The organism is Buttiauxella sp. AC038 (assembly GCF_979253565.1).
In genome coordinates this window covers 147,241-159,811 of sequence record NZ_CEEDCQ010000001.1, presented here as the reverse complement: position 1 = coordinate 159,811, position 12,571 = coordinate 147,241, and the positions used below count along the sequence as shown (strand labels likewise).

The 12,571-nt window shown below is 49.8% G+C and carries 11 protein-coding genes and 1 pseudogene; 7 read left to right on the top strand and 5 right to left on the bottom strand.

The window, feature by feature from the left end:
- Nucleotides 1-18: 18 nt before the first annotated feature.
- Complete coding sequence (locus AC0IXI_RS00735; protein WP_471681800.1) at nt 19-1,212, bottom strand: BaiN/RdsA family NAD(P)/FAD-dependent oxidoreductase; 1,194 nt, start codon at nt 1,210-1,212, stop codon at nt 19-21.
- 229 nt (nt 1,213-1,441) lie between these two features.
- On the opposite strand from AC0IXI_RS00735, the gene pitA reads away from it, so the two are divergent.
- Nucleotides 1,442-2,944: an inorganic phosphate transporter PitA gene (pitA, locus tag AC0IXI_RS00730; protein ID WP_064514688.1), complete on the top strand. Its 1,503-nt coding sequence runs from the start codon at nt 1,442-1,444 to the stop codon at nt 2,942-2,944.
- A gap of 74 nt (nt 2,945-3,018) precedes the next feature.
- Here pitA and uspB read toward each other — a convergent pair whose 3' ends face one another.
- Entirely contained in the window at nt 3,019-3,354 is a 336-nt protein-coding gene (uspB, locus tag AC0IXI_RS00725) for a universal stress protein UspB (RefSeq protein ID WP_064514691.1), read from the bottom strand.
- A 490-nt stretch (nt 3,355-3,844) separates the two neighbouring features.
- Between uspB and uspA the strand changes: the two genes are divergently transcribed.
- The gene (gene uspA, locus AC0IXI_RS00720) at nt 3,845-4,282 is read left to right on the top strand and encodes a universal stress protein UspA (RefSeq protein ID WP_034460563.1); all 438 of its coding nucleotides are present in this window, start codon (nt 3,845-3,847) and stop codon (nt 4,280-4,282) included.
- An 81-nt stretch (nt 4,283-4,363) separates the two neighbouring features.
- Here uspA and rsmJ read toward each other — a convergent pair whose 3' ends face one another.
- Nucleotides 4,364-5,116: a 16S rRNA (guanine(1516)-N(2))-methyltransferase RsmJ gene (gene rsmJ / locus AC0IXI_RS00715; protein WP_471681799.1), complete on the bottom strand. Its 753-nt coding sequence runs from the start codon at nt 5,114-5,116 to the stop codon at nt 4,364-4,366.
- A gap of 8 nt (nt 5,117-5,124) precedes the next feature.
- Nucleotides 5,125-7,167: an oligopeptidase A gene (gene prlC / locus AC0IXI_RS00710; protein ID WP_134185876.1), complete on the bottom strand. Its 2,043-nt coding sequence runs from the start codon at nt 7,165-7,167 to the stop codon at nt 5,125-5,127.
- A gap of 168 nt (nt 7,168-7,335) precedes the next feature.
- Here prlC and AC0IXI_RS00705 point away from each other — a divergent pair, with 168 nt between their 5' ends.
- From AC0IXI_RS00705 to AC0IXI_RS00685, 5 genes and pseudogenes are all read left to right on the top strand, one after another.
- Nucleotides 7,336-8,178, top strand: a complete 843-nt coding sequence (locus tag AC0IXI_RS00705) for a 23S rRNA (adenine(2030)-N(6))-methyltransferase RlmJ (protein WP_422569424.1) — start codon at nt 7,336-7,338, stop codon at nt 8,176-8,178.
- A gap of 91 nt (nt 8,179-8,269) precedes the next feature.
- Nucleotides 8,270-9,622, top strand: a complete 1,353-nt coding sequence (gorA, locus tag AC0IXI_RS00700; RefSeq protein WP_064514698.1) for a glutathione-disulfide reductase — start codon at nt 8,270-8,272, stop codon at nt 9,620-9,622.
- 260 nt (nt 9,623-9,882) lie between these two features.
- Complete coding sequence (locus tag AC0IXI_RS00695) at nt 9,883-10,335, top strand: SgcJ/EcaC family oxidoreductase (RefSeq protein WP_034460571.1); 453 nt, start codon at nt 9,883-9,885, stop codon at nt 10,333-10,335.
- Nucleotides 10,336-10,655: 320 nt separating this feature from the next.
- Nucleotides 10,656-10,919 (top strand): hypothetical protein, encoded by a 264-nt coding sequence (locus tag AC0IXI_RS00690; RefSeq protein WP_424221527.1) that lies wholly within the window; start codon nt 10,656-10,658, stop codon nt 10,917-10,919.
- An 80-nt stretch (nt 10,920-10,999) separates the two neighbouring features.
- Nucleotides 11,000-11,330 (top strand): annotated as a pseudogene (locus AC0IXI_RS00685) (glycine zipper family protein).
- A gap of 83 nt (nt 11,331-11,413) precedes the next feature.
- On the opposite strand, the gene AC0IXI_RS00680 reads toward AC0IXI_RS00685, so the two are convergent.
- Nucleotides 11,414-12,370 (bottom strand): LacI family DNA-binding transcriptional regulator, encoded by a 957-nt coding sequence (locus AC0IXI_RS00680; RefSeq protein ID WP_134185908.1) that lies wholly within the window; start codon nt 12,368-12,370, stop codon nt 11,414-11,416.
- Between the last annotated feature and the right edge of the window lie 201 nt (nt 12,371-12,571).

Sequence of the window (12,571 nt, the reverse complement as noted above, 5' to 3'; positions counted from 1 at the left end):
CTGTGGTGTTATGAAAAGTTATGGACTCACTAAATCCTGCGCGCACGCCCAGGCTGAGCTCCAGGCCCACTGGAAATTATACCCGCCTAACCAACCACTTACGTCCATCACTTCACCGATGAAATAAAGGCCCGGTACATTGCGTGCTTCCATGGTGCGTGAACTGAGTTCTTTAGTATCCACCCCACCCAGCGTCACTTCTGCGGTACGGTAACCTTCGGTGCCGTTAGGCTGCACTTGCCAGGCTTGCAGGGTTTCAACCAGCTCACTTTGTTGACGCACGTTAAGCTGCTTAAGCGTGACATCGGGAATTTGCCCAAGTTGTTGCAGGCACTCTACCAGGCGTTTTGGTAACACCATCGCCAGAGTGTTTTTCAGGCTTTGATTTGGGTGGCTGGTGCGCTGTTCGTTCAGCAATACGTCCAGATCGGTATCAGGAAGTAAGTTAACGCTCACAAACTCACCAGGCTGCCAATAACTAGAAAGCTGCAATACCGCAGGCCCGGACAAACCGCGATGGGTAAACAGCAAACTTTCACGGAAACTGACACCATTTTCCGCAGTAATCACTGAAGGAACGGATACGCCAGAAAGCACCTGGAGCTGTTCGAGTAGAGGTTTATGCAAAGTAAACGGCACCAGGCCTGCGCGAGTCGGGAGAACTTTCAGCCCAAACTGCTCGGCAACTTTATAACCAAAAGGAGTTGCCCCAAGGCCCGGCATGGACAGTCCACCCGTTGCGATGACCAATTTTGCCGCTTGCACGCTGTCGCCATTTAATTGGATGGTATAGCCGTTTTCGTCACGTTCTATGCCCAGCACTTCGCTGCGCAGGCGGATAGTGACTTGCCCTTTGTCACATTCTGCAACCAGCATGTCGACAATTTGTTGTGCTGAGTCGTCGCAGAAAAGTTGACCCAGGGTTTTCTCATGCCACGCGATACCGTGCTTACCGACCATGTCGATAAAATCCCACTGCGTATAACGCGCAAGAGCAGATTTGCAAAAATGAGGGTTTTGGCTGAGATACGCTGCAGGTTCGATATAAAGATTAGTAAAGTTGCAGCGCCCACCACCTGACATCAGGATTTTACGGCCCGGTTTTTTACCGTTATCGATGAGTAGCACTTTGCTTCCCGCCTGCCCAGCCATCGCTGCACAGAACATTCCTGCGGCTCCCGCACCAATAATTACGGCATCAAACTTTTCCACGACCTACTCCCGACTATGCTTAATGCAAGGAATTGTAAAGATAGCAGCCTGGTCGCACCAGCTAAATGCGTCTTAACAATTGCAGGTGATTGAAAATAAATATGTAAATCTTTTCATTGTTTGACCCAGGAAGGACAAACATCAAGAAAAGTCCATATTTCTGTTGGCGCATTACAGAGTTGTCTTACATAATGCGCCGCGTTCATGTCCTCAAAATGGCGTAACGTCTATGGAATTTCTGTTTAACGGCCTGGATCTTCATACCGGGCTTTTGCTATTACTTGCTCTGGCGTTTGTTCTCTTCTACGAAGCGATCAATGGCTTTCATGACACTGCTAACGCAGTGGCAACTGTTATCTATACACGTGCAATGCGATCGCACCTCGCGGTGGCAATGGCGGCATTATTTAACTTCCTCGGCGTTCTGCTCGGTGGATTGAGTGTTGCGTATGCGATTGTGCATATGTTGCCAACCGATCTGCTGTTGAACGTAGGGTCCGCTCATGGCTTAGCCATGGTGTTCTCTATGTTGCTGGCCGCTATCATCTGGAACCTCGGCACCTGGTATTTTGGTCTGCCGGCATCCAGCTCCCATACGCTTATCGGTGCCATCATTGGTATTGGTTTGACGAACGCACTGATGACCGGAACCTCGGTTGTTGATGCGCTGAATATCCCGAAAGTCATTGGGATCTTCATGTCGTTAATCCTTTCCCCAATCGTGGGTCTGGTGATTGCGGGCGGGTTAATCTTTTTGCTACGTCGCTACTGGAGCGGCACCAAAAAGCGCCGCCGTATCCACCTGACGCCTGCCGAACGTGAAAAACAAGACGGCAAGAAAAAGCCTCCATTCTGGACTCGTATCGCTCTGATTATCTCCGCTATTGGCGTGAGCTTCTCTCATGGTGCAAACGACGGTCAGAAAGGTATCGGCTTGATCATGCTGGTGCTGATTGGTGTAGCGCCTGCTGGCTTTGTGGTGAACATGAATGCTTCTGGATACGATATTGCTCGTACCCGTGATGCCATCACCCACCTTGAGCAGTACTACGCGCAGCATGGCGATGTGATTAAGCATGTTGTTGATCTCAATCCAGCTATCCCGACCCCTGAAGAAGTGAAGGGCCAGGATAAACCTGCTGAGTTCCATTGCGATGCCAGCCGCGCCATGATTGCGGTACAGCGTGCAAAAGAGCTGCTGGGTAATATCGACAGCTACGACAAGCTGAGCATTGAGCAGCGTAGCCATATGCGCCGTCTGCTGCTTTGCATTTCAGATACTTCAGAGAAAGTTGCTGCTCTGCCGGAAACCAAACCGGACGATAAGCGCTTCCTGAAAGAGCTGAAAACTGACTTGCTGTATACCATCGAGTACGCACCAATCTGGATTATCATGGCGGTTGCTCTGGCACTCGGCCTCGGTACTATGATTGGCTGGCGTCGTGTGGCGACAACTATCGGTGAGAAGATTGGTAAGAAAGGCATGACGTATGCGCAGGGTATGTCCGCGCAGATGACAGCCGCCGTCTCCATTGGTATTGCGAGCTACACCGGTATGCCGGTTTCTACCACTCACGTGCTTTCTTCTTCCGTAGCGGGGACGATGGTTGTTGATGGTGGCGGTTTGCAGCGTAAAACGGTAACCAACATCCTGATGGCCTGGGTGTTTACTTTGCCGGTGTCGATTCTGCTTTCTGGTTCTCTTTACTGGATTTCACTGCACTTTATTTAAGAGTGGTGTAGTCACCAAAAAGCAAAAAGCGGGTCAGTTTACTGGCCCGCTTTTTTTATACGCTGCTTAAATCACTAGTGCCAAAGCATTAAACCAATCAAACTTATTACGACTAATCCACACAAAGCACTGGTCAAAATAAACTGGCGGCGCAGACGTTCACAGCGGCGGATAAACTCATCGTCGTGATGGTCAAGATAGCGTTGAGCATAGATATAGCCCACTAAGCGGATCTGTTTGCTGGGCTGGCCATGAGAGGTAAAAAAACCGCCTCCATCGACGTATTGATACAACAGCGGATCACACCCGCGTAATACCACCAGCAGCGCACGCAAAGATGAGTAATAGCGCGCCATATTCACAACACAAACTACACAAAGCGCCCAAAAAAGCGCAACGGTGCTGATCATCATAATTCCCCTCCCGGTGAAGCCCCAGAACATCACTCCAGGGCAACCGCTCACCCCGAAAACCAGAAAGACCGTTTAGCGAGCCCAAAAAACCGATCCGGATCGCATTACTATACCCAATGGATTTCGAGTTGCAGGCAGGCGGCAAGATAATGAGTCCCGATGAGCTTACACTAGTAAGTGATTCGGGCGATTGAACGCAGCCAACGCACATGCAACTTGAAAGACGACGGGTATATTCCGGAACGGCTTATTTAATAGTGTAGGAGATCCGCTAATTTTTTTGCCACATCATTAATCTTTATCAAAACGATAACGGCTATTTGGGTCTTCAATGTATACAACGGTGGCACATTGACGATTTCTATCATTCGCTATAGGGTAGAAATATCATCTACAATTTAGGTCTTTACACGCGGGTAGCACCACAGCAGCACATTGTGCTATCCGACCAGGCTGGTCATCGACAACTTATGGAAGGAGTAAAATTATGGCTTACAAACACATTTTAATCGCGGTAGACCTCTCCCCGGAGAGCAAAGTACTGGTGGAAAAAGCAGTTTCTATGGCTCGCCCATACAACGCGAAGGTTTCCCTGATTCATGTTGATGTAAATTACTCCGATCTCTACACCGGATTGATTGATGTAAATCTGGGTGATATGCAGAAGCGTATTTCTGAAGAAACCCACCACGCGTTAAGCGAACTGTCTACTGGTGCAGGTTATCCGATTACTGAAACTCTGAGCGGTAGCGGCGATCTGGGCCAGGTTCTGGTAGATGCCATTAAGAAATACGACATGGATTTGGTTGTTTGCGGTCATCACCAGGATTTCTGGAGCAAACTGATGTCTTCCGCACGCCAGCTTATCAACACCGTTCACGTTGATATGTTGATTGTTCCATTGCGTGACGAAGACGAAGATTAATTTACCCTTCGTTTTTCACGCTGTAGGTGCGTTAGGTATAAATGCTTTGAAGCCCCGCGATGCGGGGCTTTTTTTGATGCTTTAAACTGCTGTACCCGAATAAATATCAAAACGGTGGCCTTTGGTGACCACAGCGTTATGCGTTTCCACACCACCGAGCGGTGGCGCGTAGTCCGGGCGTTTCACAACCACACGCTTTGTCGCCAGTTTTTGCGCAGGCAACAGCAAACCATCTGCATCTTCGTCCGGCCCCACCAGCGACTGAAAGACACGCATTTCCTTCTTCACCAGCGCGCTTTTCTGCTTATGCGGGAACATCGGGTCGAGATAAACCACTTCCGGGCGCGGTGTAATATCGCTTAACGCCGTCAGGCTGGACGCGTGAATCAACTGCAAGCGTTCCTGCAACCAGCCGCCGATTTCTGCATCCTGGTAACCACGGCGCAAGCCGTCGCCGAGCAAAGCCGCAACCACTGGGTTACGCTCTAACATTCGCACCCGGCAGCCCACAGACGCCAGCACAAACGCATCACGCCCAAGCCCGGCCGTGGCATCGACGACACTCGGCAAATAGCCGCTTTTGATGCCAACCGCTTTTGCTACCGCTTCGCCACGCCCGCCGCCAAACTTGCGGCGATGCGCCATCGCACCCGAAACAAAATCGACAAAAATGCCACCGAGTTTTGGCTCGTCGCGCTTACGCAATTCCAGATGGTCAGGCGTTAACACCAGCGCCATCAGCGAGTCTTCGTCGTGCTCAAGGCCCCAGCGTTCGCTCAAAAGTGATAAGGCGCCGGAGTCGGCGCCTGATTCAGTTAGTAAACAGATTTTCACAGAATGACTTAGCCCTTGATACCGTAATGAGCCAGCATCGCATCGAGCTGAGGCTCACGGCCACGGAAGCGTTTGAACAGTTCCATTGGCTCTTCTGAACCGCCACGGGTCAGGATGTTATCAAGGAATGACTGGCCGGTTTCGCGGTTGAAAATACCCTCTTCTTCAAAACGCGAGAACGCATCGGCTGCCAACACATCGGCCCACAGGTAGCTGTAGTAACCCGCTGCATAACCACCTGCAAAGATGTGGCTGAAGGCGTGTGGGAAACGGCCCCATTTTGGTGATGGCACAACCGCAACCAGCTTCTTGATTTCATATAGAGTTTCCAGCACTTTCGCGCCCTGCTCTGGGTTGAATTCAGCATGTAAACGGAAGTCGAACAGGCCGAACTCCAGTTGACGCAGAATAAACAGCGCTGCCTGGTAGTTTTTCGCCGCCAGCATTTTATCCAGCAATTCTTTTGGCAACGGTTCGCCGGTTTCGAAATGGCCGGAGATAAACGCCAGTGCATCCGGCTCCCAGCACCAGTTTTCCATAAACTGGCTTGGCAGTTCGACCGCATCCCACGGCACACCGTTAATGCCAGAAACACCCGCCGTTTCGACTTTAGTCAGCATGTGGTGCAAGCCGTGGCCGAACTCATGGAACAGCGTGATCACTTCGTCATGAGTAAACAGTGCAGGTTTGCCATTTACAGGGCGGTTAAAGTTACAAGTCAGGTAAGCGACAGGTTTTTGCAGCGAACCGTCAGCTTTACGCATCTGGCCTACGCAGTCGTCCATCCACGCTCCACCGCGTTTGTTTTCACGCGCATAGAGGTCGAGATAGAAGCTGCCGCGCAACTCGCCTTTCTCGTCATACAGCTCGAAGAAACGCACATCCGAATGCCAGACGTCGATATCTTTACGCTCTTTCGCGGTGATACCGTAAATGCGTTTTACCACTTCAAACAGGCCGTTTACCGCGCGGTCTTCCGGGAAGTACGGGCGCAGTTGCTCGTCGCTGATGCTGTACAGATGCTGTTTCTGTTTTTCGCTGTAATAGGTGATATCCCACGGTTCCAGCTCGGTGACGTTAAATTCTTTTTGGGTGAATGCACGCAGTTGCGCCAGTTCCGCTTCGCCCTGTGGACGCGCACGTTTCGCCAGATCGGTTAAGAACTCCAGAACCTGCTGCGGGTTTTCTGCCATTTTAGTGGCGAGAGATTTTTCCGCATAGTTGCCAAAACCCAGCAGCTCAGCCAGTTCGTGGCGCAGTGCCAGAATTTCTTCCATCACCGGGGTGTTATCCCACTTGCCTGCATTCGGACCTTGATCGGAGGCGCGAGTGGCATAAGCGCGATACATCTCTTCACGCAGCTCGCGGTTGTCGCAGTAAGTAAGCACTGGCAAATAGCTTGGAATATCCAGTGTCAGCAACCAGCCATCTTGCTCTTTAGTTTCCGCCTGAGCACGTGCTGCTGCCAATGCGCTTTCCGGCATACCAGAAAGCTGTGCTTCGTCTGTAATCAGTTTCGTCCAGCCCTGGGTCGCATCCAGCACGTTGTTGCTGTAGGTCGATCCCAGTTCAGACAAGCGTGCAGCGATTTCGCCGTAACGCTTCTGTTTTTCTTCCGGCAAGCCAATGCCAGAGAGCTCGAAATCACGCAGCGCGTTATCGACGGCCTTCTTCTCAGCAACGCTGAGATCGGCATAAAACGCGCCATCGCGCAGGTCGCGATACGCCTGATAGAGCCCTTCGTTCTGCCCAACCCAAGTGCTGTATTCAGACAGCAGCGGCAGCGTTTGCTCATAGGCTTCACGCAGTTCTGCGCTGTTTTGTACCGAATTCAGGTGGCTGACCGGGGAGAAAATACGCCCCAGGCGGTCGTCCACTTCAGCCAGCGGCTGGCAAAGATTATCCCAGTTATAAGGCGCACCCTGTGCTACCACGCTTTCGACTTTCGCACGGCAATCATCCAGCGCTTGCTGCACGGCAGGGACGATATGTTCAGGTTTGAGAGAGGAAAACGGCGGCAGGTCGAAAGGCGTTAACAATGGATTGGTCATAAGCGCGGTTCCTGATATCTGAGAAGTGGAGCGCGGCTCGCGCGCTACAAAAGCAATCTTATTAAGATGAGGCTTAGTGTAGTTAATTTCAATGCCAGGCACGAAGCATAAGGCTGTATACTGTGCAGAATAGTTGTTCTTCTTTTGTCTTTGGAAACCCTTCAAGCCATGCTCAGTTATCGCCACAGCTTTCACGCCGGCAACCACGCCGACGTACTGAAACACACCGTTCAAAGTCTGATTATTGAATCCTTAAAAGAGAAGGATAAGCCTTTTCTGTATCTGGATACTCATGCAGGCGCTGGCCGATACAAACTGAGCAGCGAACATGCTGAGCGCACGGGTGAATATCTCGAAGGGATCGGCCGCATCTGGCAACACGATGATTTGCCAGCGGAACTTGAGCCGTATATCAATGCGGTTAAAGCTTATAACCATAGCGGCCAGCTGCGTTACTACCCAGGCTCTCCGCTGATTGCACGCCACCTTCTGCGCGAGCAAGACAGCCTGCAACTGACCGAATTGCACCCGTCTGATTTCCCACTGCTGCGCTCTGAATTCCAGAAAGACAACCGCGCACGCGTTGAACGCGCTGACGGTTATACCCAACTGAAATCAAAACTGCCGCCGGTTTCCCGTCGAGGTCTGATTCTTATCGACCCGCCGTATGAAATTAAAACCGACTACCAGGCTGTAGTTACTGGTATCAACGATGGCTACAAACGTTTTGCAACAGGCACGTATGCGCTTTGGTATCCGGTAGTTATGCGCCAGCAGATCAAACGTATGCTGCGCGAGCTGGAAGAAACCGGCATTCGCCGTATTTTACAAATTGAGCTGGCGGTACTTCCGGACAGTGACCGCCGTGGTATGACTGCTTCTGGCATGATTGTTATCAACCCACCGTGGAAGCTGGAACAGCAAATGGCTAATGTACTGCCGTGGCTGCATAAAACACTGGTTCCATCAGGCAACGGTTCGACTACGCTGAACTGGGTTGTGCCTGAGTAATAGCTATCAGAGACATCGGTGGAACCTTTGCTCTAAAATTTCTCGGCGCGCTACAATCGCGCATATTTTTTCGACTCATTAGGGAAACATTATGACCAAACATTATGACTACCTCGCCATTGGCGGCGGCAGCGGCGGTATTGCCTCCATTAACCGTGCTGCGATGTATGGGAAGAAGTGCGCGCTGATTGAAGCGAAAGAGTTAGGCGGCACCTGCGTTAACGTGGGTTGCGTACCGAAAAAAGTGATGTGGCATGCCGCGCAAATCGCAGAAGCTATCCACAACTACGGCCCGGATTACGGTTTTGACACCACAGTGAATAAGTTCGACTGGGACAAACTGATTGCCAGCCGTACCGCGTATATCGACCGTATCCACACCTCTTATGACAATGTGCTGGGTAAAAACAACGTTGACGTCATTCGTGGCTTTGCCAAGTTTGTCGATGCGCACACGGTTGAAGTGAATGGCGAAACCATCACCGCAGACCACATCCTGATTGCCACCGGTGGCCGCCCAAGCCGCCCGTCAATTCCAGGCGCTGAATATGGTATTGATTCTGATGGCTTCTTCGCACTGCCTGCTTTGCCAAAACGCATAGCGGTTGTGGGTGCAGGTTACATCGCGGTTGAAATCGCAGGCGTGGTTAACGCGCTGGGTTCAGAAACCCATCTGTTCGTGCGCCAGCATGCGCCGCTGCGTACTTTCGACCCACTGATTGTGGAAACCCTGTTGGAAGTGATTAACACCGAAGGCCCAACGCTGCACACGCAAGCGGTGCCGAAAGCGGTGGTTAAAAATGCCGATGGCAGTCTGACGCTGCAACTGGAAGATGGCCGCTCTGAAACGGTGGATTGCCTGATTTGGGCGATTGGCCGGCAGCCAGAAACCGACAACTTCAACCTGGCGGCAACCGGTGTGAAAACCAATGCCAAAGGCTACATTGAAGTCGATAAATTCCAGAACACCAGCGTGCCGGGCATTTATGCCGTGGGCGATAACACCGGTGCTGTAGAACTGACACCTGTCGCAGTTGCAGCGGGTCGTCGCCTGTCTGAACGCCTGTTTAACAACAAGCCTGACGAACATCTGGATTACAGCAACGTGCCAACCGTGGTATTCAGCCACCCGCCAATCGGCACGGTCGGTTTAACCGAGCCACAAGCGCGTGAGCAGTACGGCGACGATAACGTGAAAGTGTATAAATCATCTTTCACTGCGATGTACACCGCAGTGACTTCGCACCGCCAGCCATGCCGCATGAAACTGGTGTGCGCCGGCCCGGATGAGAAGATTGTCGGTATTCACGGCATTGGTTATGGCATGGATGAAATGCTGCAAGGCTTTGCGGTGGCACTGAAAATGGGCGCAACCAAGAAAGACTTTGATAACACCGTGGCAATTCACCCAACCGGATCTGAAGAATTCGTTACCATGAGATAACTAATCTCGAAGTCATCGAATCTAAAAAAACTGACTGTAACAGGTCAGTTTTTTTATGTGTTTTTTCCAGGAACACTATTCAGTTAAAAGTTGATTCATTGCGGTTTCAAGCCATCGGAACGCTTGTTTTTGCCACCCTTTGAATGATTTACGTAGGTTATAGTAATGAAATGTAACTATACATAAATCATATTGTATACCCACATTGTTATTGGTAGTTTGGTTAACAAGAAAAACACAGCATAAACAAAGGGATAATAATGAAAAAGGTACTCGGTATTGTCGGTTCACTGCTTCTTGTTTCAGGCTCTGCAATGGCTACCACAGCGCCTGACTGCGTCAAAGTGGACAAAGCGCAGATCGAAGGGTTGTTTGATAAATGGAACGATTCCCTGCAAACCGGCGATGCTAAAAAAGTAGCAAATAATTATCTGAGCGATGCCGTATTGCTGCCGACTGTTTCCAATAAAGTCCGCCTGACTGATGCCGAGCGAGTTGATTATTTCGAGCACTTCTTAGAGAAGAAGCCGTTTGGCAAAATTGACAGCCGTACTGTGCGACTGGGTTGTAATAAAGCGGTAGATGCCGGGACTTACACCTTCACCTTCGCTGATAAATCCAAAGTCTCAGCACGTTATACCTTCACTTACGCGTGGGATGGTAAAGAGTGGAAAATCTCTACCCACCACTCTTCTGCGATGCCAGAAGCATAAAAACGGGTAGACAGTCCCGCCAGTATTTCAGTTGAAGCCTCCGCCATGCGGGGGCTTTTTCTTTGCGTGATCATTCAAAAAATAATGAAAGATGAAAGAATTTGCAGCAAAGAAAAGAAATAAAGCTCTAATAATCAAAAACGCTAACTCATTAATTTTCATATATATATGAGATGAAATTAAAGGAAGTGCAAATAAAAATATAATTTAATTTATTTGCTTACATTTAGACGTAACTGGCAGAACTATACTATAAATCTTATGACCGTTTGAATTGAGATATTCATTTCGCACATTTTTTACCCCCTAGGATTTACCTCATGAATAATAAATCATCGATACTATTGGGTGTTCTGGCTGGTGTAATTCTGCTGTCGACTTTTTCTATCAGCAATGCCAATGCCACTCAACAAGGCCAGCAACGACGCGAAGCGCGCGACACTCGCCAGGATACTCGTGAGGACTCTCGCCACGAGAAGCGTGAATGCGTTACAAGTGATGATAAAAGCAATCATGATTGCCGCCAGGACAAACGTCAGAATAAACAGAATGGCCGTGAAGAAGCTCGCGATATTAAATATTAAACAGATCGTTATCTATTCAGAATAGAATATTTGTTAGGCACATAACATTGCGTATCTTTATGTCCAGGAGAACTCTTTTTTTGAAAAAATATATCCCAGGCTTGTTACTTTTAACCTTCGCGTTTTCAGGCAATGTATTTGCTATTGATAAAACATCTGGCGGTGCATTAGCCGGTGCTGCAATTGGTGCAGCAACAGGCAAAGACGTGAAAAGTACGGTAGGTGGTGCAGTTATCGGTGGTGGTACCGGAGCCATGTTTAAACACGGAAAAACAGGTAAGGCCGCTCGAACTGGTGGTGCAATTGGTGCCGCAGTGGGGGGTTGGTGCAGCGGCAACCGGCAACAGCGTGCTAAAAGGTGCCGCAGTTGGTGCCGGCGGTGGCGCTCTGATTGGTGAAGCGACGCATTAATCCACTGTTTGTCTAAGAGAATATTCAAAAATCCCGGCATCGTTAGATGCCGGGATTTTTAGTTTCTGGTCTTTGTAGAAAGTTTACTTTCTACCGGCCATGTCAGGAATAATCAGATCCCCACGCAGCACGTTCGAACCCAGTGCACTTTTGGTTTTCTCGGTCAGCCACGCAACAATTCTTGCCGCCATCGCATCCATGGAATACTCAATGGCCGGAATAGTCGGAATGCCTGGCAAATGCAGTGACCCGGCGAGGCTAAACACCATAATGTCTTTCGGCACGGATTTATTAAACGCCTGCAACTGCGGAATAATGCGCTGCGCTTCTTGCTCGTCGGCCACCAGTAACGCATTGAAATTCAGCGTGGTGCTGTTATTGAGCAGCACTTGCAGCGCAACCGAAGAAGAGGTTGAGTCCATAAAAATCAGGTTACGGTTAAACGGCAGGAAATTGTTTTCCAGCGCACGTTTGTAACCCAGCAGGATTTGGTCAACGGAACCGCATGAGTCAGGGTTAATCACGGCAATCTGCCTTCTCCCCTGTTTAATCAGATAATTACAGGCAGTTTCCGCAGCAAATGCGTGATCAAACTGAATGCTGTTGCTGGAGTCGACATCCACACAATCCACCAGAATGACATTCTCATGGCTGATATTGAGCGGGAAACGGGCACCGATAACCAGCACGTCATCGCACAGGCCGCAGGTCAGCTCATCAAGCGCGTGCAACACCTCGGTTTTGCTATTGGCAAAACGCAGCAACAGGTGTTTTTGATGCTGGCTAAGGTGTTTCTCCAGCGCGTACAGGTAACCCGTGGTCTGGTTAATATTGTCCTGCGCACAAATCACGCCAATACAGCCCGTTGACTGGCTAAGTAAGGATTGCGCGATAACATTCGGCCGGTAATGCAACTCTTCCACCGCTTTAAGCACAGCCAGACGGCTTGCTTCTTTCACCCCACGAGATCCACTCAATACCCGAGATACTGTGGCTTTAGACACCCCAGCCAAACGCGATACATCATTGATTGTAGACATCATTTTCCTTTATCAGGCTCTGGCTTATGCCTGTCATCCTAAATACAGCCCTGGCTCACATTCTAACCAGTTTTAAGTATAGTCGTTTCGGTTTTCTATGGAAACCGATTTTCCGCATGATGTCCAAACCGCACCTCAACCAGATAATTTTGTGATGACGATCCAATAAGTAAAGCCTATAAACGCTGGATGTTGACGAGT

What these genes read in the sequence shown, in the direction of transcription:
- gorA (WP_064514698.1), top strand. Translation starts at nt 8,270, where the DNA reads ATGACCAAACATTATGACTACCTCGCCATTGGCGGCGGCAGCGGCGGT.
- AC0IXI_RS00705 (WP_422569424.1), top strand. Translation starts at nt 7,336, where the DNA reads ATGCTCAGTTATCGCCACAGCTTTCACGCCGGCAACCACGCCGACGTA.
- prlC (WP_134185876.1), bottom strand. Translation starts at nt 7,167, where the DNA reads ATGACCAATCCATTGTTAACGCCTTTCGACCTGCCGCCGTTTTCCTCT.
- pitA (WP_064514688.1), top strand. Translation starts at nt 1,442, where the DNA reads ATGGAATTTCTGTTTAACGGCCTGGATCTTCATACCGGGCTTTTGCTA.
- AC0IXI_RS00695 (WP_034460571.1), top strand. Translation starts at nt 9,883, where the DNA reads ATGAAAAAGGTACTCGGTATTGTCGGTTCACTGCTTCTTGTTTCAGGC.
- AC0IXI_RS00690 (WP_424221527.1), top strand. Translation starts at nt 10,656, where the DNA reads ATGAATAATAAATCATCGATACTATTGGGTGTTCTGGCTGGTGTAATT.
- AC0IXI_RS00680 (WP_134185908.1), bottom strand. Translation starts at nt 12,370, where the DNA reads ATGTCTACAATCAATGATGTATCGCGTTTGGCTGGGGTGTCTAAAGCC.
- uspA (WP_034460563.1), top strand. Translation starts at nt 3,845, where the DNA reads ATGGCTTACAAACACATTTTAATCGCGGTAGACCTCTCCCCGGAGAGC.
- uspB (WP_064514691.1), bottom strand. Translation starts at nt 3,354, where the DNA reads ATGATCAGCACCGTTGCGCTTTTTTGGGCGCTTTGTGTAGTTTGTGTT.